The sequence below is a fragment of the Pseudoxanthomonas sp. CCNWLW251 genome, from assembly GCF_037402255.1.
Lineage (GTDB): Bacteria > Pseudomonadota > Gammaproteobacteria > Xanthomonadales > Xanthomonadaceae > Pseudoxanthomonas_A.
The window spans coordinates 159,555-183,374 of the sequence record NZ_JBBEGA010000003.1 but is presented as its reverse complement, the minus strand read 5'-3'; the positions used below and the strand labels follow the sequence as shown (position 1 = coordinate 183,374).

The 23,820-nt window shown below is 66.7% G+C and carries 23 protein-coding genes and 1 tRNA gene; 11 read left to right on the top strand and 13 right to left on the bottom strand.

The window, feature by feature from the left end; translation table 11 throughout:
- Positions 1 to 76: 76 nt before the first annotated feature.
- Positions 77 to 880, top strand: coding sequence for an FHA domain-containing protein (locus WBN46_RS13895; RefSeq protein ID WP_337732083.1), 804 nt, complete (start codon positions 77 to 79; stop codon positions 878 to 880).
- On the opposite strand, the gene msrQ is transcribed toward WBN46_RS13895, so the two are convergent.
- Both msrQ and msrP read right to left on the bottom strand, forming a co-directional pair.
- Positions 849 to 1,478, bottom strand: a complete 630-nt coding sequence (msrQ, locus tag WBN46_RS13890) for a protein-methionine-sulfoxide reductase heme-binding subunit MsrQ (RefSeq protein WP_337732082.1) — start codon at positions 1,476 to 1,478, stop codon at positions 849 to 851. The two genes, WBN46_RS13895 and msrQ, sit on opposite strands and share 32 nt — an antisense overlap.
- Before the next feature lie 154 nt (positions 1,479 to 1,632).
- Entirely contained in the window at positions 1,633 to 2,601 is a 969-nt protein-coding gene (msrP, locus tag WBN46_RS13885) for a protein-methionine-sulfoxide reductase catalytic subunit MsrP (protein ID WP_337732081.1), read from the bottom strand.
- 205 nt (positions 2,602 to 2,806) lie between these two features.
- On the opposite strand from msrP, the gene serC reads away from it, so the two are divergent.
- The 3 genes from serC to aroA all read left to right on the top strand — a co-directional run bounded on the left by serC (position 2,807) and on the right by aroA (position 6,847).
- On the top strand, positions 2,807 to 3,892 hold the full coding sequence (serC, locus tag WBN46_RS13880; RefSeq protein WP_337732080.1) for a phosphoserine transaminase: 1,086 nt from the start codon (positions 2,807 to 2,809) through the stop codon (positions 3,890 to 3,892).
- 97 nt (positions 3,893 to 3,989) lie between these two features.
- Positions 3,990 to 5,144, top strand: a complete 1,155-nt coding sequence (gene pheA, locus WBN46_RS13875; protein ID WP_337732079.1) for a prephenate dehydratase — start codon at positions 3,990 to 3,992, stop codon at positions 5,142 to 5,144.
- 398 nt (positions 5,145 to 5,542) lie between these two features.
- The gene (gene aroA, locus WBN46_RS13870; RefSeq protein WP_337732078.1) at positions 5,543 to 6,847 is read left to right on the top strand and encodes a 3-phosphoshikimate 1-carboxyvinyltransferase; all 1,305 of its coding nucleotides are present in this window, start codon (positions 5,543 to 5,545) and stop codon (positions 6,845 to 6,847) included.
- Between the two features lie 230 nt (positions 6,848 to 7,077).
- On the opposite strand, the gene WBN46_RS13865 is transcribed toward aroA, so the two are convergent.
- The 3 genes from WBN46_RS13865 to WBN46_RS13855 all read right to left on the bottom strand — a co-directional run bounded on the left by WBN46_RS13865 (position 7,078) and on the right by WBN46_RS13855 (position 8,792).
- Positions 7,078 to 7,644, bottom strand: a complete 567-nt coding sequence (locus tag WBN46_RS13865) for an energy transducer TonB (RefSeq protein WP_337732077.1) — start codon at positions 7,642 to 7,644, stop codon at positions 7,078 to 7,080.
- A 147-nt stretch (positions 7,645 to 7,791) separates the two neighbouring features.
- Entirely contained in the window at positions 7,792 to 8,094 is a 303-nt protein-coding gene (locus WBN46_RS13860; protein WP_337732076.1) for a hypothetical protein, read from the bottom strand.
- A 50-nt stretch (positions 8,095 to 8,144) separates the two neighbouring features.
- Complete coding sequence (locus WBN46_RS13855) at positions 8,145 to 8,792, bottom strand: TonB family protein (protein ID WP_337732075.1); 648 nt, start codon at positions 8,790 to 8,792, stop codon at positions 8,145 to 8,147.
- Between the two features lie 111 nt (positions 8,793 to 8,903).
- On the opposite strand from WBN46_RS13855, the gene serS reads away from it, so the two are divergent.
- Positions 8,904 to 10,184 (top strand): serine--tRNA ligase, encoded by a 1,281-nt coding sequence (serS, locus tag WBN46_RS13850; protein WP_337732074.1) that lies wholly within the window; start codon positions 8,904 to 8,906, stop codon positions 10,182 to 10,184.
- 198 nt (positions 10,185 to 10,382) lie between these two features.
- Here serS and WBN46_RS13845 read toward each other — a convergent pair whose 3' ends face one another.
- Positions 10,383 to 11,117, bottom strand: coding sequence for a DNA alkylation repair protein (locus WBN46_RS13845; RefSeq protein ID WP_337732073.1), 735 nt, complete (start codon positions 11,115 to 11,117; stop codon positions 10,383 to 10,385).
- 59 nt (positions 11,118 to 11,176) lie between these two features.
- On the bottom strand, positions 11,177 to 11,755 hold the full coding sequence (locus tag WBN46_RS13840) for an NAD(P)H-dependent oxidoreductase (RefSeq protein WP_337732072.1): 579 nt from the start codon (positions 11,753 to 11,755) through the stop codon (positions 11,177 to 11,179).
- Positions 11,756 to 11,871: 116 nt separating this feature from the next.
- On the opposite strand from WBN46_RS13840, the gene WBN46_RS13835 reads away from it, so the two are divergent.
- From WBN46_RS13835 to WBN46_RS13825, 3 genes are all read left to right on the top strand, one after another.
- Positions 11,872 to 12,879, top strand: a complete 1,008-nt coding sequence (locus WBN46_RS13835) for a LysR family transcriptional regulator (RefSeq protein ID WP_225591123.1) — start codon at positions 11,872 to 11,874, stop codon at positions 12,877 to 12,879.
- Between the two features lie 113 nt (positions 12,880 to 12,992).
- A tRNA-Ser gene (locus WBN46_RS13830) sits at positions 12,993 to 13,082 on the top strand.
- A 77-nt stretch (positions 13,083 to 13,159) separates the two neighbouring features.
- Positions 13,160 to 13,996 carry a DUF5694 domain-containing protein gene (locus tag WBN46_RS13825; protein WP_337732071.1) on the top strand — a complete coding sequence of 279 codons (837 nt, stop codon included), beginning with the start codon at positions 13,160 to 13,162 and terminating at the stop codon, positions 13,994 to 13,996.
- Between the two features lie 136 nt (positions 13,997 to 14,132).
- Here WBN46_RS13825 and WBN46_RS13820 read toward each other — a convergent pair whose 3' ends face one another.
- Complete coding sequence (locus tag WBN46_RS13820) at positions 14,133 to 14,819, bottom strand: hypothetical protein (RefSeq protein WP_337732070.1); 687 nt, start codon at positions 14,817 to 14,819, stop codon at positions 14,133 to 14,135.
- Positions 14,820 to 15,007: 188 nt separating this feature from the next.
- The gene (locus WBN46_RS13815) at positions 15,008 to 15,538 is read right to left on the bottom strand and encodes a transposase (RefSeq protein ID WP_337732069.1); all 531 of its coding nucleotides are present in this window, start codon (positions 15,536 to 15,538) and stop codon (positions 15,008 to 15,010) included.
- Positions 15,539 to 15,675: 137 nt separating this feature from the next.
- Here WBN46_RS13815 and WBN46_RS13810 point away from each other — a divergent pair, with 137 nt between their 5' ends.
- Positions 15,676 to 15,957 carry a hypothetical protein gene (locus WBN46_RS13810; RefSeq protein WP_337732068.1) on the top strand — a complete coding sequence of 94 codons (282 nt, stop codon included), beginning with the start codon at positions 15,676 to 15,678 and terminating at the stop codon, positions 15,955 to 15,957.
- 448 nt (positions 15,958 to 16,405) lie between these two features.
- On the opposite strand, the gene WBN46_RS13805 is transcribed toward WBN46_RS13810, so the two are convergent.
- Positions 16,406 to 17,248 carry a type 1 glutamine amidotransferase domain-containing protein gene (locus tag WBN46_RS13805; protein WP_337732067.1) on the bottom strand — a complete coding sequence of 281 codons (843 nt, stop codon included), beginning with the start codon at positions 17,246 to 17,248 and terminating at the stop codon, positions 16,406 to 16,408.
- Positions 17,249 to 17,356: 108 nt separating this feature from the next.
- On the opposite strand from WBN46_RS13805, the gene WBN46_RS13800 reads away from it, so the two are divergent.
- Both WBN46_RS13800 and ggpS read left to right on the top strand, forming a co-directional pair.
- Positions 17,357 to 18,271 carry a LysR family transcriptional regulator gene (locus WBN46_RS13800; protein ID WP_337732066.1) on the top strand — a complete coding sequence of 305 codons (915 nt, stop codon included), beginning with the start codon at positions 17,357 to 17,359 and terminating at the stop codon, positions 18,269 to 18,271.
- A 326-nt stretch (positions 18,272 to 18,597) separates the two neighbouring features.
- On the top strand, positions 18,598 to 20,895 hold the full coding sequence (gene ggpS / locus WBN46_RS13795; protein ID WP_337732065.1) for a glucosylglycerol-phosphate synthase: 2,298 nt from the start codon (positions 18,598 to 18,600) through the stop codon (positions 20,893 to 20,895).
- A gap of 427 nt (positions 20,896 to 21,322) precedes the next feature.
- Here ggpS and WBN46_RS13790 read toward each other — a convergent pair whose 3' ends face one another.
- The 3 genes from WBN46_RS13790 to WBN46_RS13780 all read right to left on the bottom strand — a co-directional run bounded on the left by WBN46_RS13790 (position 21,323) and on the right by WBN46_RS13780 (position 23,752).
- Positions 21,323 to 22,129, bottom strand: coding sequence for an isocitrate lyase/phosphoenolpyruvate mutase family protein (locus WBN46_RS13790; RefSeq protein WP_337732064.1), 807 nt, complete (start codon positions 22,127 to 22,129; stop codon positions 21,323 to 21,325).
- Positions 22,130 to 22,228: 99 nt separating this feature from the next.
- Positions 22,229 to 22,450, bottom strand: a complete 222-nt coding sequence (locus tag WBN46_RS13785; RefSeq protein WP_337732063.1) for a hypothetical protein — start codon at positions 22,448 to 22,450, stop codon at positions 22,229 to 22,231.
- A gap of 429 nt (positions 22,451 to 22,879) precedes the next feature.
- Complete coding sequence (locus WBN46_RS13780) at positions 22,880 to 23,752, bottom strand: M28 family metallopeptidase (RefSeq protein WP_337732062.1); 873 nt, start codon at positions 23,750 to 23,752, stop codon at positions 22,880 to 22,882.
- Positions 23,753 to 23,820 lie beyond the last annotated feature (68 nt).

Genomic DNA, 23,820 nt, shown 5'->3' with positions numbered 1-23,820 from the left:
CTATTCTGCGCAGCGCGATGGGCATATGCCAAGCCGGGGCTGCCGGATGCGCCTCAACCTGATAGGCTCCCGGGGCGTGCAGAACCTCAGACTTCACTTCGCAAATCGCCCTTCGCCCGACCGGCCGCTCACCACCGGCGTGCACCGCATCGTGCGTGAAGCGGCGGGCACGGTCGGTGTCGGCGATGCGCTGCAGGGTGCGCTGCTCGCGCAGATCTGCGTGGACCGGCGCGGCCTGTGGTTGCAGGTGGCCAACGGCATGCGGGGCGTGCACATCAACGGCCGTCCGGTGAAACGGATGGCGGTGCTGCGTCCGGGCGATGCGGTCTACGTGGAAGGCGTGGAACTGCTGCTGCAGTCGGGCTACCAGTCGGCCGCCGACCTCCGTGAAAGCGACGCCGGCCAGGGCGATGTCCGTGTGGTGCTGCGGGGCCTGGGCGGCAAGTACCACGGCAAGAGTGTGTCCCTCGAGCAGCCGCGCGTGGTCGGACGTGCGCGCGATGCCCATATCCGCGTGGACGACCCGGCGTTCGCCGAGCGCCATGCCCGGCTCGAACTGCGCGGTGAACGCGTCCTGCTGCGCGATCTGGGATCCGCCGATGGCACGCGGGTAAACGGTGTGGCGGTGCGCGATGCGCTGCTCGTGGCCGGCGACCAGATCGTCTTCGATGCCCAGCATCGTTTCGTGCTGGAGGTGCCGTGGGCGCCCAGCGCCAAGTCGGACGAGCCTGCGCAGCAGGACGAAACGGGGCCGACACCCGGCGCCGGCGACACCGCTCCGGCGTCATCGTCGTCGGTGTTGCGTTGGCCCTGGCTGCTGCTGGCTGCCTTGTTGATGGCCGGCGCGCTCAGCGCGCTGTTGCTGTTCGGCGCAGGCTGATCTTCTTCCAGACGCGCCACCCCAGCAGCGCCGTCAGGATGCCCGCATACAGCAGCGGCTCGCGGATGTCCGACTTCACCAGCCACCAGAAGTGCAGCACGGCGAGCACTCCGATCGCATAAACGAGCTTGTGCAGCTGGCCCCAGCGCCGGCCGAGCCGACGCATCCAGCCCTGGGTGGATGTGACCGCCAGCGGCACCAGCAGCAGCCACGCGGTGAAGCCGACGGTGATGTAGGGACGCTTGACGATCTCTTCGAAGATCTGCGTCCAGTAGCCGCGCAGGTCCAGCGCCAGGTAGGCCGACAGGTGCAGCGTGGCGTAGAAGAACGCGTACAGGCCCAGCATGCGCCGGAAGCGCAGCAGCACGGCCTTGCCCGTCAACTGGCGCAGCGGCGTGATGGCCAGGGCCACCATCAGCAGCCGCAGCGCCCACAGGCCGGTACGGTGCTCGATCTCCGCCACGGGGTCCGCGCCCAGCGCGTCGCTTTCTGTCTGCCATACGTCGAAGAACTGCCAGGCCAGGATCGCCAGTGGAGTGAGTGCCAGGGCATGGACCAGGGTCTTGGCGGCAATGATGCGCGGGGTTGTCTTGGCCATGCGTGGGTCAGGTCGATGTCAGGAGGAGGGCGAGGCGGTGATCGGGTGCGGGAGGGCAGGAATCGGAACGCGGGATGCCATGGGTTGCGAGCCTGCCGGACTGCCCTTTATCGCAGTGCCCCTCAAGGACCTGCGTGCGGGCACGATCGGGCCATCAATACCACTTCTTCAGGTCCAGGCCTGCATAAAGTGATGCCACCTGGTCGGCATAGCCATTGAACATGCGTGTCGGGATGCGCTCGGCGAACAGCTTGCTCTGCTTGCCGGCGATGCGGCGCTCGGTCTTCTGGCTCCAGCGTGGATGGTCGACACTGGGATTCACGTTGGAGAAGAACCCGTACTCCGATGGCTGCAGGTCATGCCACGCGGTTTCGGGCATCTTTTCGACGAACTTGATCTCGACGATCGACTTGATGCTCTTGAAGCCATACTTCCACGGCACCACCAGGCGCAGCGGCGCGCCGTTCTGCTGTGGCAGCGGCTTGCCGTACAGGCCGGTGGCCAGCAGGGTGAGGGGATGCATCGCCTCATCGATGCGCAGGCCCTCGCGGTAGGGCCAGTTGATCGAGCGGTAGCGCACACCGGGCATCTGCACCGGATCGGCCAGCGTGGTGAAGGCGACGTACTTGGCCTTGGCGGTCGGCTGGAACTTCTTCAGCACCTCGCCCAGTGGCACGCCCAGCCACGGGATCACCATCGACCAGCCTTCGACGCAGCGCAGGCGGTAGATGCGCTCCTGGGGTGTCAGCCCCTTCAGGAGGTCTTCGAGCGCGATCCGGCCCGGCTTCGCGCATTCGCCGCCCACCACCACCGACCATGGCGAAGTCTTCAATGTCTTGCGTGCGGTGGACGGGTCGGCCTTGCCGGTGCCGAACTCGTAGAAGTTGTTGTAGCTCGCCACGTCTTCGTAACGGGTCAGTTCCTCCGTCGTGCGGAATCCGGACCGGGCCTGCTCGGGCGTCACCGTCAACCTCGGGGGCGGGGGCGGCTCGGCCTCCGCGCAACCGGACAGGGCCAGCGCCGGCGCCATCGCGAAGGCACGCAGCAGGGCGCGCCGCTCCCGGTAGACGGACTCGTCGGTGATCTCGGAGGAGGGGATTCGCAAGGCGTCGCGCAGGGACATGGGGAAACTCCGGAACGTTGCAGGTGTTCTTGGACGCCTGTGCGGCGGGAAAATTCCCGGCCTATGGACGATCTGCTGCAAGCCTGTACGTCCATGGCCCGGTGCGGGATGCAGTCCGCCCGCATTTCATGCCCCAACTTGCGCATGGTTGCCCATGCAACGGATGCCCTGCGGCATACTAGCCGTTCATTCTTCCAGGTGCCCCATGACGCGCGCGTTCAACTTCAGTGCCGGTCCCGCCACGTTGCCCGAGTCGGTGTTGCGGCAGGCCCAGGCCGAGATGCTCGACTGGAACGGCATCGGCGCGTCCATCGTGGAAATCAGCCACCGCAGCCAGGATTTCATCGCCGTGGCCGCACAGGCCGAGGCCGACCTGCGCGCCCTGGTCGGCATCCCGGACGACTACGCCGTGCTGTTCCTGTCCGGTGGTGCCACCACCCACCAGGCCCTGCTGGCACTGAACTTCGCCGCCCCCGGCCAGGTGGTCGACTACGTGGTGACCGGCCACTGGGGCAAGACCGCGATCAAGCAGGCCAGGCCGTACTGCACCGTCAACATCGCCGCCGATGGCGAAGCCGGCGGCTTCCGCGACATCCCGGCCCGTAGTACCTGGCAGCTCACACCGGATGCGGCCTATGTGCACATCACCGCCAACGAGACCATCCACGGCGTCGAGTTCCGCGACACCCCGGACGTCGGCGCGGTGCCGCTGTTCGCCGACTTCAGTTCGTCGATCGCCTCCGAGCCCATCGACATATCGAAGTACGGCGTGATCTATGCCGGTGCGCAGAAGAACCTCGGCCCGGTCGGCGTGGCGGTGGTCATCATCCGCAAGGACCTGTTCGAGCGCAGCGGGCAGCCGCGCGCCGACATCTTCGACTACCGCTCGCATGCCGAACGCGACTCCATGCTCAACACGCCGCCCACCTGGAACTGGTACCTGGCCGGGCTGGTGTTCAAGTGGATGCTTGCCGAAGGCGGCGTGGCCGAGTTCGCGCGCCGCAACGCGATGAAGTCATCGCTGGTCTACGGTGCCATCGATGCGTCGGGCGGCTTCTACCGCAATGAAGTGGCCCCGGCCGTGCGATCGCGGATGAATATCCCGTTCTTCCTGCCCGACGAGACGCTGACCTCGCGCTTCGTGGCCGAATCCAAGGCCGCCGGCCTGCTGGCGCTGAAGGGGCACAAGGCGGTCGGTGGCATCCGTGCTTCGCTGTACAACGCGCTGCCGGTGGAAGGCGCGCAGGCGCTGGTCGATTTCATGCGCGATTTCCAGCAACGCAACGGATGAGTAGCGCTGTTGTAGGAGCGACGTAAGTCGCGACCGGACAGTTGACGGTCGCGACTTGCGTCGCTCCTACAGAGAACATTTTCAGAGAACACGAAACATGGCCTCCAAACCCAGCAAGCCCAAGAAAACCGCGCCGGCGAAAGGCAAGACAGCCGACGTCACGACCGCACCCGCTCCCGCCCTCTCCGACGTGCGCGCCAAGATCGACGGCATCGATCGCCAGATCCAGTCGCTGATCGCCGAGCGCGCGCGCTTCGCCCACCAGGTCGGCAAGGCCAAGGGCAAGCTCGCCGCTGCCGTCGATTACTACCGTCCCGAGCGCGAGGCCCAGGTGTTGCGCATGGTGGTGGACCGCAACGAAGGCCCGCTCAGCGACGAAGTGCTGGTGCATGTGTTCCGCGAGATCATGTCCGCCTGCCTGGCGCAGCAGGAGCCGCTGAAGATCGGCTACCTCGGCCCGGAAGGCACCTTCAGCCAGCAGGCCGTGCTCAAGCACTTCGGCCGCTCGGCGCACGGGCTGCCGCTGGCGAGCATCGAAGAGGTGTTCCAGGAAGTGGCCAGCGGCAACGCCGATTTCGGCGTGGTGCCGGTGGAGAACTCGGGGCAGGGCACGATCCAGATCACCCTGGACATGTTCCTGACCTCGGACCTGAAGATCTGCGGCGAAGTCGAACTGCGCGTACACCAGTTCCTGATGTCGCGCACGGGCCGCATCGACGACATCGAGCGCATCTACGCGCACCCGCAGTCCTTCGCGCAGACGGCGGGCTGGCTGCGCGCCAACCTGCCGAAGGTGGAGAAGGTGCCGGTGTCGAGCAATGCCGAAGGCGCGCGCCGCGCGCGCGGCAACGACGACGCAGCCGCCATCGGCGGCGAAAGCGCCGCCCACGTGTACGGCCTGAAGAAGGTCGTCATGAGCCCGATCCAGGACGACAAGGACAACACCACGCGCTTCCTGGTGATCGGCCGCAGCATCTTCCCGCCGTCGGGCCACGACCGCACCTCCGTGCTGGTCTTCATCCACGACAAGCCTGGCGCGCTGTTCGACGTGCTCAGCCCGTTCGCGCGCCACGGCATCAGCATGAACCGCATCGAGTCGCGGCCCTCGCACCATGCCAAGTGGGAGTACGGCTTCTTCATCGACCTGGCCGGCCACATCGACGATGAGGCGATGAAGCAGGCGCTGGCCGAACTGAAACAGCATTCGGCGCAGATCAAGGTGCTGGGGTCGTACCCGGTCGCGGTGCCTTGAGCCGGTCATGAGCCTCATCCAGCGCCGGTCTCACCTCGCTCGTCATCCCGGCGAATGCCGGGATCCACTTTGACGTTGCCTTCCGTCCAGGCTGCAAGAGCAAGATGGATCCCGGCTTTATCAATCGCTCGACTGTTGAGGGCCGGCGGGATTACGGCAAGACCTCAGTCATTCCGGTTCCCCCGTTTCCCTGACCTCCAGACCCGCAACGAATTCCGATCAAAATGGCAAGCCACCGCCGTCATTCCGGCGAACGCCGGAATCCATCTTGCTCTTGCTGTGGTCGCGGAAGGCAAAGGCAGAATGGATCCCGGCTTTCGCCGGGATGACGGGAAGTCCTCAGTCATTCTGAATCCCGTACTCCCTTCCCTCACTTCCCAAGCCCGCAACGAACTCCGATGAAACAAGACTGGATCGCCTCCACCGGCAAACCCCTGAGCGGCACCCTCGACATTCCCGGTGACAAGTCGGTGTCCCATCGCGCGGTGATGTTCGCCGCGCTGGCGGACGGTATGTCGACGATCGACGGTTTCCTGGAAGGCGAGGACACCCGCGCCACCGCCGCGATCTTCTCGCGGCTCGGCGTACGCGTGGAGACCCCGTCGCCATCGCGGCGCATCGTGCACGGCGTGGGCGTGGATGGCCTGAAGCCTGCGGAGGGCGCGCTGGACTGCGGCAACGCCGGCACCGGCATGCGCCTGCTTGCGGGCCTGCTGGCCGCGCAGCCGTTCGACAGCGTGCTGGTCGGCGACGAATCCTTGTCCAAGCGCCCCATGCGCCGCGTCACCGGGCCGCTGTCCTCGATGGGCGCGCGCATCGACACCGAAGCTGGCGGCCTGCCACCGCTGCGCATCCAGGGCGGCCAGCCGTTGGCGGGCATCGACTACACGCTGGAAGTCGCCAGTGCCCAGGTGAAGTCCGCCGTACTGCTGGCGGGCCTGTATGCCGATGGCGAAACCGTTGTGCGCGAGCCGCATCCCACCCGCGACTACACCGAGCGCATGCTGAAGGCGTTCGGCGTGGACATCGACTTCTCGCCCGGCTTCGCGCGCCTGCGCGGCGGGCAGCGCCTGAAGGCGACCGACATCGCCGTGCCCGCGGATTTTTCGTCGGCCGCGTTCTTCCTGGTCGCCGCCAGCATCATTCCCGGGTCCGAGCTGCGCCTGCGCGCCGTCGGCCTGAATCCGCGCCGCACCGGCCTGCTGCAGGCGCTGCGCCTGATGGGCGCGGACATCAGCGAAGAGAATGCGAGCGAGCACGGCGGCGAGCCGGTGGCCGATCTGGTGGTGCGTCACGCGCCGCTGCACGGCATCGAAGTGCCGGAAGCGCTGGTGCCGGACATGATCGACGAGTTCCCGGCGCTGTTCGTCGCGGCCGCAGCGGCGGACGGCCCCACGGTTGTGCGCGGCGCTGCGGAACTGCGGGTGAAGGAATCCGACCGCCTGGCCAGCATGGCCAACGGCCTGCGTGCGCTCGGCCTGCGCGTGGACGAGACGCCCGACGGCGCGACGATCTTTCCGGGCCCGCTGCACGGCGGCACCGTGGATTCCCACGGCGACCACCGCATCGCGATGGCGTTCTCCATCGCCGGGCAGGTCGCAACCGGCGAGGTACGCATCGGCGATGTCGCCAACGTGGCGACCTCGTTCCCGAACTACGACGACCTGGCGACCGGCGCGGGGTTTGCGTTGCGGAAGGCGTGAGGCTTTCGCTTTCTGTAGGAGCGACGTAAGTCGCGACCGCAGACCCCGGATTCCTGTGTGGCTCTCCCGTTCCGCACCTGTCCCGCGGTCGCTTGCCGTGATCTATTGCACAAGGATCACGGTCGCGACTTACGTCGCTCCTGCGAGAGGCCAAGCATGAGAAAGGGGACGCGCGCGCGCGTCCCCCTTTTTCTTTCCTCGTCAGCTCCCTGTGCGGAGCGGTGCAGCGCTTAGATGGGCTTGAAGTCCACCGGCACCTTCACGCTGGTGGCGATCGCCTTGCCATTGCGCATGGCCGGCTCGAAGCGCCACTGCCGCACGGCGGTCAGCGCGGCACGATCCAGGTCGCGTTCGCCACTGCGCTCGACCACGCGCACGTCGATCGGGTGGCCCTGCGCATCGACCTCGGCCAACACCACGACGGTACCGCCGACACCGGCGCGCAGCATCGAGGCCGGATACTTCGGCTCGGTGTTGCTGGCCAGCGGACGGGCATCGCGGCTGATCGACGCCGGACGGGTGGCTGCCGTGCGCTCGGCGCGCTTGCGGTCGGCCGTGGCGGCCGTACGCTCATTGGCTGGCGCATTGGCGGCATCATCCGCCACCGGGGACGGCAGCGCGGCCACCGGCGTTTCGGTGCCGGCATGGCGCGACTGCGTCCACCACACCAGACCTGCAGCCGTGACCGCGAGGGCCAGCAGCATCAGCAGCACCGGCGACGTCGTGCGGCGCGGTTCCACCGTGGTGTCTTCCACGGTATCCGGGGCGCGGTATTCGTTATTTGTGGGCATCGACATGTGAACCTCCGTTTCGCGTTGTGGGTTCCGCGTTGGAACGGGGCCGAGTCTTTGCGTGGGGATGTTTGCGAGACGTGAGTGGGCGGTGAAACGAGCAGGTTGAAGTTCAGCTAGCGAAACGCTGGTTCAGGCTTGTGCGCCCGATGTCTAGTCCCACAGCACCTCGGTTATCAACGCGATGAAATACAGAAAGGCCAACACGCGCAGAACCGTCCTCGCATTCAAGAGGTACCAGTTGAACCAACGTGTGGTTTCTTCAGGTGCGAGTTGCCCGCGATAGGCGCGCAGTTGAGCGGTTGGCCAGTTGCGGAAGATCGGGTCCCACTCGTGTTCATCCGTGACGACAACACCATCGTCTACCAGTCGCGTGCAGACCACTACGCCATACAGCAGCCAGAAGCCGCCGAGAGCAACCCCGCATATCGCGAACCCCACCATCAACACGGTCATGTCGCTGACAGACCTCCGTGATGCATGCTGTGTCTACGGGCGCTGGATGCTCAGCGCATCTTGAAATCGATCGGCACCGTCACCGCGCCGCTTACCGCCTGGCCATCGCGCTGGGCGGGCTGGAAGCGCCAGCGGCGCACGGCGTCCACCGCAGCGCGATCCAGATCACGGGAGCCACTGCGCTGGGCCACATCGACAGCGGTCGGCACGCCGTCCGCGCCCACTTCCACCCGCACCATCACCGTGCCTTCCGCGCTATTGCGCATGGCAGACGGCGGGTACTCGGGCGCGGGTGTCTGGCCGGGGATCGGTACGGGCACATCGCCGGGGGCGAGCGGAACACCCGCCGCCGACGGCGTGGCATCGGCCGGTGCCACAGGCATCGGTGTTTCCGACACGGGTGCGGGCATCGGCTTTTCTTCCACCAGCTGCGGGCGCTCCTCGGCGGCCGGTCGTGGTGCGGGTTCTTCCATGCCGCTGGCGCCATCGCCGGTGGAAAGGGGTTCGGGAAGTGCCTCGACTGGCAGCGATTTGCCCGGCACCGTGGCTTCCGGCGTGTAGAAACCGTCGTCGCGGCCCGCCCACCAGACGATCACGAACAGCAGCAGGCCGATGCCGAAGGCGATGGCGGCGTTGCGCAGGGCGGTGCGGGGCAGGCGGAAGGTGAAGTGCGGTTCGTGCGGTTGCTGGGCCGACATGGGGATCACCGGTGAAGTCGCGCCGATTCTTGCACAGCCGCCGTTAACCGCGCGGGCAACCGGTCGCAGATGGGCGATAATGCCGGCCTCCCACGCCAGACTGCTGTTTCCATGCTCGATCCCGTCCTGCTCCGCACCCAACCCGCCGAACTCGCCCAGCGCCTCAAGGAGGCCCGCGGTTTCGATCTGGACGTGTCCCGCATCGCCGACCTGGAAGCCGCCCGCAAGCAGATCCAGAAGCGCACCGAGGAACTGCAGAACCTGCGCAACACCCGCTCCAAGGCCATCGGCCAGGCCAAGGCCAAGGGCGAGGACGTGTCCGCGCTGATGGCGGAAGTGGCCGGCTTCGGCGACGAGCTCAAGGCCTCGGAAGTGAAGCTGGACGAGATCCGCGCCGAGATCGAAGGCATCGCCCTGGGCATCCCCAACCTGCCGCACGCCAGCGTGCCGTTGGGCAGCGACGAGGCCGGCAACGTCGAACAGCACCGCTGGGGCACGCCGCGCGCGTTCGACTTCCCGGTGAAGGACCACGTGGAACTCGGCGCCCGCCACGGCTGGCTGGACGCTGACACTGCCGCCAAGCTGTCCGGCGCACGCTTCACCGTGCTGCGCGGCCAGCTGGCCCGCCTGCATCGCGCACTCGCGCAGTTCATGCTCGACCTGCACACCAACGAACACGGTTATGAAGAAACCAGCGTGCCGGTGATCGTCAACGCCGATTCGATGCGCGGCACCGGCCAGCTGCCGAAGTTCGAGGAAGACCTGTTCGCCACCCACCTGGGCGAACACAAGCGCTACCTGATCCCGACCTCGGAAGTGCCGCTGACGAATATCGTGCGCGACGAGATCCTCGACGACGCCCGCCTGCCGCTGCGCATGACCGCGCATTCGATGTGCTTCCGTTCCGAAGCCGGCAGCGGTGGTCGCGACGTGCGCGGCATGATCCGCCAGCACCAGTTCGAGAAGGTGGAACTGGTCTCCATCGCGCGCCCGTCGGAGAGTTACGACGAGCAGGAGCGCATGACCCGCGCCGCCGAGACCGTGCTGGAGAAGCTGGGCCTGCCGTACCGCCGCATGCTGCTGTGCACCGGCGACATGGGCTTCGGCGCCACCAGGACCTTCGACCTGGAAGTCTGGCTGCCGTCGCAGGACATGTACCGCGAGATCTCCTCCTGCTCGAACTGCGAAGACTTCCAGGCCCGCCGCATGCAGGCGCGCTGGCGCAACCCGGCCACCGGCAAGCCCGAGCCGGTGCACACGCTCAACGGCTCCGGCACCGCCGTCGGCCGTGCGCTGATCGCGGTGATGGAGAACTACCAGAACGCCGACGGCTCGATCACCGTGCCTGAGGTGCTGCGGCCGTACATGGGTGGGGCCGAGCAGATCGCTTGAGTTCCGATGCCTTCTCCCCGTTGACGGGGAGAAGGTGCCCGAAGGGCGGATGAGGGGCGCTGTTGGCGCAGGACTTTACGTCCTGTTGGCTGTTGCTGATCGAATGCTGGAGCCGAGTGAAAGCGTCCGGCTTCCCGTCTCCGCTCGCCCCTCACCCGCCTTCGGCACCCTCTCCCCGCGCGCGGGGAGAGGGGAGCATCAAGCCTTCTTCGCGCGTCCCTTCGTCGCCTTCGCCACCTTGGCGCGCACCGCCGCGCGGCCCAGGTCGCGCAACGCATCCTTGCCGACCCAGCGTCGCGCCGGATCGTCGGTCGCCGCCAGCGCGGTGGCCCGGTCGATCGCTTCGGCATGCAGCGCCGCATTGCGGTGGCCGATGGCACGCAGTGCCCAGCTCACGCCCTTGCTGACGAAGTTGCGCGCATCGCCCGCCGCCGCGTCCACGTGGGCAAGCCCGGCGAGGAACGGCGCATCCGGCGTGTGGCGGTCGTGCACCGCCAGCCCGGCCAGCAGCGCGAACGCCGCGCGTTTTTCGAACTCGCCACGCTTGCGCGCCCATGCATCGATCCGTCCCCACGCATGCGGACTGCGGTCGAACAGGTGCAGGCACAGCGTGTCGCAGACCGCCCAGTTGTCGAACTGGCGGCACCAGCGGTCCATCTGCGTGGGGGTGAGGTGCGTGGGATCGGCGATGAAGGCCACCAGCAGGCGGGCTTCGTAGATGCCGCTGTCCCAGAGAGGTTGGGCCATGGCGTGACGACGGCCGATGCGCTTGCCCAGCGCCTGGATCTCGCGCATCGGCACGCCCAGCGCATGCGTGTCGGGAATGCCGTAGCGCGCCAGCCCGGCGCGGTGGTCCGGGCGGGCGGCGGCTTTCAGCAGGGCCAGCGCCTCTGGGGCATCGATCGCGTCGGGCGTGGTGTTCCGGGCGGGCATCGGCGGGTGGCGGAAACGGGTGCCGGCAGCATACCGGCCCCGTCCCGCGACCCGAAGGCTCAGGCCGCCTTGCGCAGCGGTGCGGGGATGCTCGCCAGCGCGGTTTCGATGGCTTCGGCCTTGTGCTGCGGTGAATACGCCACGCGCTCGGCGCGGATGAACTCCACATCGGTGATGCCGAGGAAGCCGAACACCTGCTTCAGGTACGGCGCCACGAAGTCGATCGCCGTACCGGCGTATTCGCCACCGCTGGCCTCGGCCACGATCACCTGCTTGCCGCCGGCCAGGCCGACGGGGCCGTTCTCGGTGTACTTGAAGGTACGGCCGGCCACCGCCACGCGGTCGATCCAGGCTTTCAGCGTGGACGGTACGCCGAAGTTGTAGCGCGGCACGCCGACCACGATGACATCGGCGGCCAGGAACTCCTGCATCGCCTGCTCGGCGGCTTGTGCGGCGGCGGCATCGCCCCCACCCAGTACGGCGTTGGTCAGGTGCGGCAGCGGGTTGGCGTCGAGGTCGCGGTAGGTGACCTCCAGCCCGGGCACGCTGTCCTGCCAACGGGCTACGATGGCGGCGGTGAGCTGTCGGCTGACCGAGTTGTCGGCCAGGGCGCTGCTGTCGATATGCAATAGTTTCATGGTGGTTCTCCGGTCGGGATGCGGCCTCAACCGCGTTGGAGAACACTGTAGGTCGTTGCATTGGTGGGATAAACGTGGTTAAACGTCACTGATCGTTCTAAAGGCGAGACTAATTCATGCAGCACGACCTCAACGACCTCTATTACTTCGCGATGGTGGTGGACCACGGCGGCTTCGCCGCGGCGGAACGGGCGCTGGGCATCCCCAAGTCCCGCCTGAGCCGGCGCATCAGCCAGTTGGAGACCGACCTGGGCGTACGCCTGCTGCAGCGCTCCACCCGCCGCTTCGCGGTGACGGACGTGGGCATGAGCGTGCACCGCCATGCGCAGACGATGCTGGCCGAAGCCCAGGCCGCGCGCGAGGTGGTCGATCGCCTGAGCGCCGAGCCGCGCGGCGTGGTGCGCGTCAGCGTGCCGGTGGCGGTGGCGCAGATGCAGTTGCCGAAGATCCTGCCGGCCTTCCTCGACAAGTACCCGAAGGTGCGGTTGCAGCTGCACGTCAACAACCGTCGCGTGGACATCATCAACGAGGGCTACGACGTGGCCCTGCGCGTGCGCGCCAAGCTGGACGACGACGGCAGCCTGGTGATGCGCAGCTTCGGCCAGATCCAGGAGTTGCTGGTGGCCAGCCCGAAGTACCTCAACCGCGCCGGCCGCCCGAAGGTGCCGGAAGACCTGGCCGAGCACGTCACCTTGAGCATCAGCGAGGACGAGGCGCGCCAGCGCTGGGAGCTGCATGGGCCCAATGGCGAGGTGCGCCGCATCGAGTTGAATCCGCGCCTGGCGGGTTTCGATTTCCCGCTGCTGCAGTCGATGGCGAAGGACGGCTACGGCATCACGCTGCTGCCCGAGACGGTGTGCGCGGACGCGGTGCGCAAGGGCGAGCTGGAGGTGGTGCTGCCGGAATGGAGCCTGCCGCAGGGCATCTGCCATGCGGTGTTCGCCTCGCGCCGGGGCATGTTGCCGGCGGTGCGGGTGTTCATCGATTTCCTGGCCGAGCACCTGCCGCAGCAGATCGAATCCTCGCGGCTGGATTGCGGCGGCAAGTGTTCGGAGGAGAAGGAGAAGGCCATCGCGATGGCCATCGACAACACCAAGGCCGGCAAGGTGAAGAAGGCGTCGTAAGCCACGGGCAGGGTGTTCGTGCGAAAATGCCGTCCGGCCTGCAAGGGGCCGGGCGCGCCGCCGGGGCAGGGTGGCGATGCACCGCGACGGGGTCGCGGGCAGTTCCAGACAACGGAGAGATGGCCGAGCGGTTTAAGGCAGCAGTCTTGAAAACTGCCGTAGGTGCAAGCCTACCGTGGGTTCGAATCCCACTCTCTCCGCCACTTCAGCCACCATGAAATGTAGGATGGGTTGAGCGTAGCGATACCCATCGCTTCGGTGTGTCTGATCGTCCTCGACGATGGGTATCGCTACGCTCAACCCATCCTACGTGTTGGAGGAACCGGTCATGCGTCGTCTCCTTGTGCTGGCATTGCTCCTTCTGCACGGTGCCGCATGGGCGGCCGGGCCGCCGGCCCGCGTCATCGTCGTCGGTACCTACCACTTCAGCAATCCGGGTCAGGATCAGGCCAACGTGGAGTCGGTGGACGTCACGGTGCCCCGGCGCCAAGCAGAACTGCAGGCGGTGACCGATGCCCTGGCCGGGTTCCAGCCGACATTCGTCGGCGTCGAGTGGCCTGTTGAAGCGGCGCGCGACAACTACGCGCGCTATCTCGACGGCACGCTGCCGGCCTCCCGCAATGAGGTCGTGCAGTTGGGATTCCGCTTGGCCAAGCAGGTGGGGCTCGAACGCGTTCACGGGCTGGATGTCCCGGGTGACTTCCCATTCGAACCGTTGAGCGCGTGGGCGCAGGCCAATGGCAAGTCAGGCGATCTGCAAGCACTGATGGCGCAGGCCGAGGGCATCACGGCGCGCATTACCGCACTGCAGACCACCCACAGCATCGGCGGCGTGCTGCGCGAAATGAACACGCCGCAGGCCCTCGATGAAGCCGCGAGCTTCTACGCGGAGTTCCTGCGCTACGGAAGCGGCGAGCAACAGCCCGGTGTCGAACTCAATGCCGCCTGGGCGAAGCGCAATTTCGCGATCTGTGCGCGACTGCTGCAAGCACTCAAGCCCGGCGACCGCGCGGTGGTGTTCTACGGGCAGGGACACGTACCTCAGCTAGCAGCCTGTTTGCGGTCTGCGCCGGGCGTCGAGCTCGTCGAGGCGGGGGCGTTTCTTCCGGCCTCTTGACCGCAAGAAAGGTAGGATGGGTTGAGCGCAGCGATACCCATCGGTTCGTTGTGTCGGATGGTCCGCGATGATGGGTATCGCTGCGCTCAACCCATCCTACGTGCTTCTTCGTTTCACCCATGTTTTTACCCATGACCTAGGCTTGGCTCTGGAATGGGCTTTCAACCCGTTTCATGATCGCTATTCCTGTCAGGCCTTCGATGCCGCCTGGGGGCTCGGGCAACCTCATCAGATCAATGAGTAGGCGGGCGCACGCCTTGTACATGTACTGAAAAATCTCGTGCATCTTTTCGAAGGTAATTAGGATTGGTGCATCTGCTTCGAACATCCCCTGAAGCACTCTTAGCTTCCGATACTTATCAGATCGGAGCACCGCCTTTGTGTGCAAAATGCTATGCCTGATCTGCATCAGGTCTCCGAATATGTCGCTTTTGATGTTATTCAGCGGAACGCCTTGCGCAGCAGCTAGCCGTACCCGCGTCTCATGCTCCCAATACGCCAACACAAACGCGATGAGTGCATAAGCCTGATGCTGAGCATTGAAGCCAAGTTCGGAGTTGTCCGAGACGTAGTCTGAGGTCCTTACGATTCGGCTGTGGATCACGTTGGGTCTAGAGGGATCTTCATAACTCGCCATCATCACGACGGAATTACCATCCGCGTCAGGTTTCCGGCCCGCAGGGCGCACCACTCTCGCAACTTGCTGTTCAATACGAACTTCGTGTCCGGCAAAGCCTGCCATAGAGTCGATGTAAACGCCGCGTTGGCGATCCATGAACGCGAGAAAATCCTGGAGGATGTCGTCTGCAGATTCCGTCATCATGATTTCTCGTAAGGCGCCGTGACGACAGGGTAAAACAAGAATGCCCGAAATCAATCGAGCTCTGTGATCAGGCGTCAAAATTTCTTGCGACTGGAAGTTCGTGCCCCACTTAGCGCCAAGCGGCCATTCCTGCTAATTCTCCAGTCAAGCGCGTAGCGCGTAGGATGGGTTGAGCGTAGCGATACCCATCACCGAGGCTCTCCGAAGTCCGCGTCATCTACTGCGCAGCCCCAATCCTCCGCCAGCACCCCATCGCGCACGAACCGATGGAAGGTCGAGTAGGGCCAATCCTCAACTCGTGCTACGTGCCCATGCTTCACCGGATTCCAGTGGATGTAATCCACATGCCGGGCGAAGTCGATCTCGTCGCGTATCAGATGCTCCCAATACCGTCGTTGCCAGATGCCGCGTTCGCCCTTGTCGACGCGGCTGGCGCGTCGATGTTCGCCAAGCGGCAGATTGCGAGAGAACCAGGTCTTGATGAGGCGCCAGCGCAAAGGGAAGTCGGCATCGTCCCATGGTAGGGTCCAGATGGCGTGCAGGTGATCGGGCAGTACGACCATCGCATCGATGAGAAAGGGATGCCGTTGGCGTGTGTACCGGATCGCGTCGCGCAACAGGTCGATGTGATCTATCAGAAGCGTCTTGCGACGGTTGGCGAGATTGACCGTGAAGAAGTAGGCGGCGCCGGGGACGAAAGCGCGTCGGTAGTCGGTCATTCCTTGACCTCGGGGATGGCGTTGATGGGTATCGCTTCGCTCAACCCATCCTACGACTATCCGCTAGCTTCTCGCAGAGTTGCACGTTGCGCCCAGCCGTTAGACTTGGCCATGGGCTCTATCGGACACCACCCCGCATGAAACTCACCCCAACCCCCATCACCGCCGCCATCGCCGGCCTGTTCGCCGGCATCCTGATGCCGTTGATCTGGCCGCGATTGGGGGACGAGACGTTGAACTGGGTATTCGCTTTCCTGCTGGTGGTCGCGTTGCCGGTGCACGTGCTGGTCGTGGGTTTCACTCCGTCGCGCGAGTCGCGGGCGGCCGGGGCGCTGGATGCCGCGTTGCTCAAGCGCGTGACGATCTGGCTGGTGGCAGCGGTGGCGACGGTTGCGTTGATGAACATCCTGCTGGCCTAGCAAGGGGACCGGCGCATCGGGTGCGGCGTCCCATGACGCCCGACCATCCGGCACCGTCATGCATGCGGCATCGCTGACCAGAATCGTCGAGGCTTTTTCCGTGGCGCGCCAGGCCATGTGTGAGCAGAGCCAGGCTTTTTGCCTCTCGCGTCAGGCTTGGTGTGAGAAGAGCCAGGCTTTTTGCTCCTCGCGTCAGGCTTGGTGTGAGAAGAGCCAGGCTTTTTACTTCTCGCGTCAGGCTTGGTGTGAGAAGAGCCAGGCTTTTTCCCTCTCGCGCCAGGCTATGTGTGAGTAGAGCCTGGCTTTTTTCCTCTCGTGCCAGGCTATGTGTGAGTAGAGCCAGGCTTTTCGCCTCTCGCGCCAGGGTTTGTGTGAGTAGAGGAAGGTGGTCCGCCCTGTACGCCTGTCCGGTCGGCAAGCGCACAAGGCGGGCACGCTGGCGCCGCTGTCAGTCCAACCGTTCCAGCAACACCTTCGCCACATCTTGGGCCGAGGCCGGGTTCTGGCCGGTGATCAGTTCCCGATCGACCACCACGTTCGACTGCCACGGCTGGGCATTGCTGCGGTACTGCACGCCGGCCTGCTGCAGCGCGGTCTGCGGGTAGAACTTCATGCGGCCGCCGTTGAGCGCGGCCTTGGCCTGTTCTTCCTCATCGTTGCTGATCACCGTGACCTGGTAGCCGGCGTAGATCCAGGCGGCCGGCGCCGGGGCGCGGTTGTCGCGTTCCATCCGCTGCACGAAGGCAGCGTTGCCCGGCAGCGTGGACAGCAGGGCGATGGGGCCGTGGCAGACCAGGGCGGTGGGCTTGCCCTGCTGGTGGAAGTCGGTCAGCAGGCGGCCCAGCGCCGGGCTGGCCAGCAGGTCCTGCATGGGCGCATGGCCGCCGGGGATGTAGACGGCGTCGAATTCGCCGTAGCCGATCTGTTCCACCCGGGCCAGGCTGAGCACCGGCGACTGGGTGGCGGACGTCAGCTTCAACTGCGTCAGCAGGTCGGCGTGCGATTGCAGGCTGGCGGCGTCGTTGCCGAAGTAGGCCTTGTCCACCGAAGTGCGGTCCACCGTCGGTGCGCGGCCTTCCGGTGTGGCGAAGGTGACCTGGTGGCCGGCGTCGCGCAGCGCCTTGACCGGCTGCATCAGTTCGTTGAGGTAGAAGCCGGTGGGGTAGACCTGGCCGTCGCGCAGGTCGAGGTGGTCGGCATCGGACAGCACCACCAGTACGTGGGCGGCCTGGGCGTTGGCCGAGGCGATGGCGAGCAGGACAGCGGCGGCGAGGGGGGCGAGCAGCTTCATGGGGGTCTCCGGTGCGGGCGGGAAGCCCGGGATGGCGCGCACTGTATTCCCGGCGCGTGAGGCGATAAATTGGCCTGAGAGGGATTCATCTGTTCTCCGGAGGCAAGAATGGCGCGACGGTTCGATCACCTGGCCGATGTCGAGGCGCTGGTGGCGGTGGTGGATCACGGCTCGCTGACGGCCGCGGCGGTGGCGCTGTCCACCACGCCGTCGGTGATCAGCCGCGCGGTCGCCCGGCTGGAGACGCGGCTGGGCAACCAGTTGCTGCGGCGGACCACGCGCCGGACCAGCCTGACCGAGGCCGGCCGCCTGTACGTGGAGCAGGCGCGTGCCGCGTTCCACCTGATCGACGACGCCGAGCGCGCGGTGCAGGGCGAGGCCGGCACCCTCAGCGGGCAGGTGCGGCTCAGCGTGCCGACCACCTACGGCCACTACCGGCTGCCGTGGCTGCTGCGGGACTTCGTGCGGCAGCACCCGCAGGTGCGGCTGGAGGTGAACATCGCCAACCGCAACGTGGATCTGGTGGCCGAGGGCTACGACCTGGCCATCCGGCTCGGCGCGCTGCCCGACAGCGGGCTGGTGGGCAGGACGCTGGAGGACGCGACGCTCAGCGTGGTGGCCTCGCCGGACTACCTGGCTGCGCACGGCACGCCGCAGACGCTGGACGATCTGGCGGCGCATGCCTGCCTGCCGTTCGTGCTGCCCAGCAGCGGACGCGTGGCGCCGTGGCTGTTCCGCGTGGACGGCGGTGACGTGGACTGGGTGCCGTGCTCGCGCATCGAGGTGTCCGATGACGTGCTGGGCGTGGTGTCGCTGGCGCAGGCCGGCGTGGGCATCTGCCAGACGTACGACTTCATCATCGATGCCTGCACGCGTCGCGGTGCGGACCTGGTGCGTGTGTTGCCGGAGCTGTCGGGACGCACGCGTCCGTTCTCGCTGATCTACGCGCCGCATCGTCGCCTCTCCGCGGCATCGCGCGCGCTGATCGATGCGCTGGTGTCGGCGACAGCGATGCGTGCGTGAGCGTGGTTCGCATGTGATGCATAGGCAGTGATGTTGGAAAAAGTGCGGATTTCCCGGCAAAATTCAACGTTCTTAACATCGCGTTGACCTTTGCGTGAGCGATGCGGACTACAATGCTGCATCGCATCAGTCGATGTTCGCGTCCACATCCGGGGAAGGACGCGCATCTGCAGCGCGCTTGCGCGCAGCGTGTTCCGCACGCGGCAACCCTCTTCCTGCGCCTGCCTTGCAGCGCCTTTCCGATGCGATCGATCCCCGCCTGCGTCCGTTGACGCGTCGCGTCGTGCCTCCGTGCGCGGCACACCACCCACTGGGAGTGCACCTGCATGAGCCTGTTGAAGAAAACCCCCGATCCATTGCTGCTGGCCACCGACCTGGACGGCACGTTCCTGGCCGGCGATCCGGTCGCGCGCAAGCAGCTGTACCACCTGGTCGACGCGCATCCCGGCGTGAAGCTGGCGTGGGTCACCGGGCGCGGGCGCGAGGCGATCCTGCCGCTGCTGGCCGATCCCGGCCTGCCTACGCCGGACTACCTGATCTGCGACGTGGGCGCCACCGTGCTGCGCACCGCAGACATGCAGCCGATCCAGCCGCTGCAGTCGGCGATCGAGGCGCGTTGGCCGGGTGAGCACGTGGTCGCCGATGCGATGCGCCGCTTCCCGATGCTGGTGCGGCAGGAAGTGCCGCAGGAACGCCGCTGCTCGTACTACTGCCATCCGGAGCAGCTGTCGACCATCCAGGCCGAGGTGGACGCCGTGGCGGCATCGCTGGGGTGCGAGGTGCTGTATTCGGCCGACCGTTACCTGGACATCCTGCCGCGCGACACCCGCAAGGGCAGCACGCTGACAGCGCTGGTGGACGAACTCGATCTGGAACACGGCCGCGTGCTGGTGGCCGGCGACACGCTCAACGACCTGTCGATGTACGGCGAAGGTTTCCCCGGCGTGTGCGTGGGCGATTCCGAGCCCGCGCTGCTCGCCGCCACCGCCGGCATGGACCAGGTGCTGCATGCGGAGGCGCCGGGCTGCGGCGGCATCCTGCAGGCGATGGCGCACTTCAAGCTGCTGCAGGCGGACGAGTACGCGCGCCCGTCGCATGCCACCGGCAAGGCCGAACTGGTGATGGTCTATCACCGCCTGCCGTACGAGGAACACATCGTCGATGGCAAGCGCGTGCGTCGCCCGCACAGTTCGCCCAACGGCATCATTCCCAGCCTGCTGAGCTTTTTCGGCGAGGGCCAGCCCGGCTCGTGGGTGGCCTGGACGGTGGACGATCCGAAGGGACCGCCGGTGGAGGTGCACACGCCCGTGGATGCGGCGTGCTACCCCGGCCTCACTGCGACCCACGTGCCGTTGAGCAAGCACGAGGTGGACGTGTTCTACAAACGCTTCTCGAAAGAAGCGTTCTGGCCGGTCATCAACAGTTTCTGGGAGCGCGCGCGCTTCAACGAGGACGACTGGGCGCTGTTCAAGCGCGTCAACCGCCGCTTCGCCGAAGCCGCCGCCGCCGAAGCCGCCCCGGGCGCGACGGTGTGGCTGCACGACTACAACCTGTGGATGGTGCCGTCGGTGCTGCGCGAGCTGCGTCCGGACGTGAAGATCGCCTTCTTCCACCACACCCAGTTCCCGTCGGCCGACATCTTCGCGATCCTGCCGTGGCGGCGCGAGATCCTCGGCAGCCTGATGGCGTGCGACTACGTGGGCTTCCACATCCCGCGCCATGCGGAGAACTTCACCGACGCGGTGCGCAGCACGTTCCCGGTGGAAGTCACCGCGCGAGCCCAGTGCGCGCCGCGCTTCCTGACCTTCGGCTGCGCGGTGGGCGTGGAGGACATGGCGACCGAACTGCGCATCGACGGCCGCACCGTGCGCATCGGCGCGCATCCCATCGGCACCGACGTGGGCCGCATCCGGGCGTGCCTGGAAACGGAGCAGGTGGCCGAGGACATCGTGCGCATCCGCGACGAGATCGGCCGGCGCAAGCTGGTGCTGTCGATCGAGCGGCTGGACTACACCAAGGGCATCCTGCAGAAGCTGCATGCGTTCGAGCGCCTGCTGGACGAGTCTCCGGAACTGCAGGGCGAAGTGACACTGGTACTGGTGTGCGTGCCGGCCGCGAAGGAGATGACGGTATACCGCCCGCTGCAGCAACAGATCGAACAGGCGGTGGGCCGGATCAACGGGCGGCTGTCGCAGCTGGACTGGACGCCGGTGCGCTTCTTCGCACGCGTGCTGCCGTTCGCCGACGTGGTGGCGCACTACGCCGCCGCCGATGTCATGTGGATCACGCCGCTGCGCGATGGCCTGAACCTGGTGGCGAAGGAGTTCGTCGCCGTGCAGGGCCTGGAGGGTGGCGATGGCGTGCTGGTGCTGTCGGAATTCGCCGGCGCGGCGGCGGAACTGAAGGGCGCGGTGCTGACCAATCCGCACGATCCTGCGGATCTCGCGCGCGCATTGCGGCACGCGCTGGCGATGACACCGGGTGAGCGCGAAGACCGCCAGCGCAGGCTGTACGACATCGTCCGCCACCACGATCTGTCGCGCTGGGGCAGGGAGTTCCTCGCCGCGGCGCGGGGCGTGGAGGGTGAGGTAAATGCGGAAACGCGGACGGCCATCGCGGCTTAATGCATTTACCTTTGACTCGTCGCGCGCCTGCATCGATAGTCGTATCACACACGGGACAGGGAAACCCTTACATGCGCAACCTGCTGGTGCGGAGCATGGCCTGGATGCTGATCGCCGCGACGGCGCTGGTGCTGTTCGGCCTGCTGCAGATGCCCGAGCTCTGGCTGGGCGGCGGCAACGGCTGATCCTGCTGCCGCCAAAAGAAAACCCGACCAAAGAGGGTCGGGTCTGAAGGGGGAGTCCCCGGCTCCGGCAGTGCTGCTTGCTCAAGGCAGCGCCCGTTTCCATTGCAGAGCGGCCTTTCGTGGCCTGCGCAGGGCGTGCTGCCGGGGACGCGAGCATCGTCGTCGAAAGCCGTCACATTCGCCGTCGGTCGTCGCCCCGACGTGCTGTAGGAAAAATCCTACCCGCTCTCGCGTGTGCGTTGTCAGGCGAACAGTCCGTTGATCGCGCCATAGCCCATGGCCCGGGGATCGGGCAGGGCGGTGCGGTCATCGCGCAGGAATTCCTCGACCTGCGCCCCCAGGCGTCCGTACATCGACTCGGCCAGCGCCGAGCCGGTGCTGACGCGGCGCACACCGAGACGTTCCAGCGTGGCGAGATCCTGCAGCTGCGGGCGCAGCATCACGTTGAGCGGCATGCCGCAGCGTGCGGCCAGAGTGGCGATGGCATCGGTGTCGACCAGTCCCGGCACGAACAGGCCGTCGGCCCCGGCTTCGCGGTAGGCCCCGGCGCGTGCGAGGGTTTCGTCGATGCGCGCGGTTTCCGCGACCAGTCCGCGCAGGTAGACATCGGTGCGCGCATTGATGAAGACGTCCAGCCCCTGCGCGGCGCAGGCGGTCCGGATCGCGCGGATCTTGGCGGCGAGGAGTGCGGGCTCGCCTGCGCCGTCTTCCAGGTTGATGCCGGCGGCGCCGGCCTGCACCACGCGCATCACCGTATCGGCAGCGGTGGCGGGATCGTCGGAGTAGCCGCCTTCCACATCGACGGTCAACGGCACATGGAGGACCCGCACGATGCCGCGCACGGCGTGCAGCAGTGCATCGGGCTGGAGGCGGTCGCCATCCGGATACCCCAGCGCCCATGCCAGGCCGGCGCTGGTGGTCGCCACGGCGGGAGCACCAAGGTGTTCGATCAGGCGCGCGGTGCCGGCATCCCACGCGTTGGCGAGGCGCAGCAGGCCCTGCTGATGGAGCTGGCGGAAACGGGTGACGGCGTCGGAGGGGGCGGTCATGGGCGGCGGCCGGCATTGGAATGGGCGTACAGGGTGCCATGCCGCCGCGCCGGCTACTCGCCGGATGCGGACGTCAATGCCGTCATCGGGCCCGCGACGTCAGGCGCAGAGCCGCCAGCCATTGAACAGGCGCCAGCGGCCGTCGCCACCCTCGATGTTGATGGCGTAATCGAGCCCTTGCTGGTGGCGCTGGTTGGCCAGCTTGATGGCGTAGCCCAGTGCCGCGCCGCGGCTGGCGAAGTGCAGGGGTGCGGACTCGTTGATGGAAAGCTCGTAACTGCCGTCATCGGCGGCGTCGTGGAACAGGTCGAAAGTCATCATGGCGGCTGTGGGGAAGTGCGCGTGCCTGACACGAAACTACGCAGCGATCCGTGAGGTGGATGCGAATCCGTGCCCGGGGCCGTTCGCCCGGGTTCATCGATGTCGAGCCGGCGTCATGAAACCGTGCGCTGCAGCTGAATGCCCTACACGCCGTCTTCGCAAATGCCAACGTAAAACGGCGGCAGTGGTCGGGCAGGCGGAACCACCCCCTCCGTCCCCCGCGCAACCCTGCTTCCGAGCCGCAAGGCTGGCACCCAGGGCGCCACGAGAGAACCGAACGCAGCGCACCGGACACCCCCTGTTCCTTGCTGCGCCTGGCGGTGGACCGCGAGTCCGACACCGTCGCCGCCCGAAGAGCCAGGCGTGTTCTCGTCCATATGCAAACGGGCCCCGCAGGGCCCGTTTGCATGTGTGTTGAGGCAGTCGCGTTCAGGGCGCCGGAGCGGCATCCCAGGCGCGCAGCCCCGCTTCCACCACGCGCAAGGCATCGTCGACGCGGGCACGGTCCAGCTCGGCCGTGGTATCGCGAGGGCTGTGGATCACCTGCATCACCTTGGGCATCCGGTCCGGCTTGGCGCCGCCGAAGACCGCGAGGATCGGGTCGATCTCGTCGCCGCCGACCAGCGAGAACGACACCGCCGGCCAGCCCGCCTTGAGGAAGGCCAGGTGGTCGGTGGGCGGGTATTTGTCGCCGGGCTGGAAACCGAGCTTCTCGTGCTGGCTGGCAGCACGCAGGGCGGCCACCAGCGGCGTGCCGGCGTCCGGCGCCATCATCCACAAGGTGTCGCCCCAGCCGAACACATCGAAGTTGACGTACAGCGCGGGCTTTTCGCGGCCGGGCGTGGCGACCCATGCGCGCGAGCCCAGCAGGCCCTTCTCTTCGAGATCCCAGAACGCGACCTGCACGCGATGGCCGGCGAGGGGTTTGGCCTTCAGGGCCTGCGCCAGTTCCAGCACGGCCGCCACGCCCGAGGCGTTGTCGGTCGCGCCGTGGCCCACGTCAACCTGGTCGTAATGCGCGCCGATCAGCAGCAGCGGCGCGCCGTCGGGGCCACCGAGGTCGGCGACCAGGTTGTGGCCGGACTGGCCGTCCTGCTCGAACGCTTCGCGCTTCCACGCGATGCCCAATGCGTCGAGCCGTCGGCTGATCGCATCGCCTCGTGCCGTGGTGTCGGCGTGCGCGCTGACATCGCCGACCTGCGTGTGCCAGCGATTGGAGACACCGTCATCGGCCCAGGCGGGCATGATGGCGGCAAGGGAGAGCAGCAGGGCGGCGCGGAGATGCGGACGGATGCCGGGCATGTCGGATTCCTTTGGGAAAGCCGGAGTATGCCGCAGCGGATGCGTGTGCCGGATGTGGCTTCCTGCAT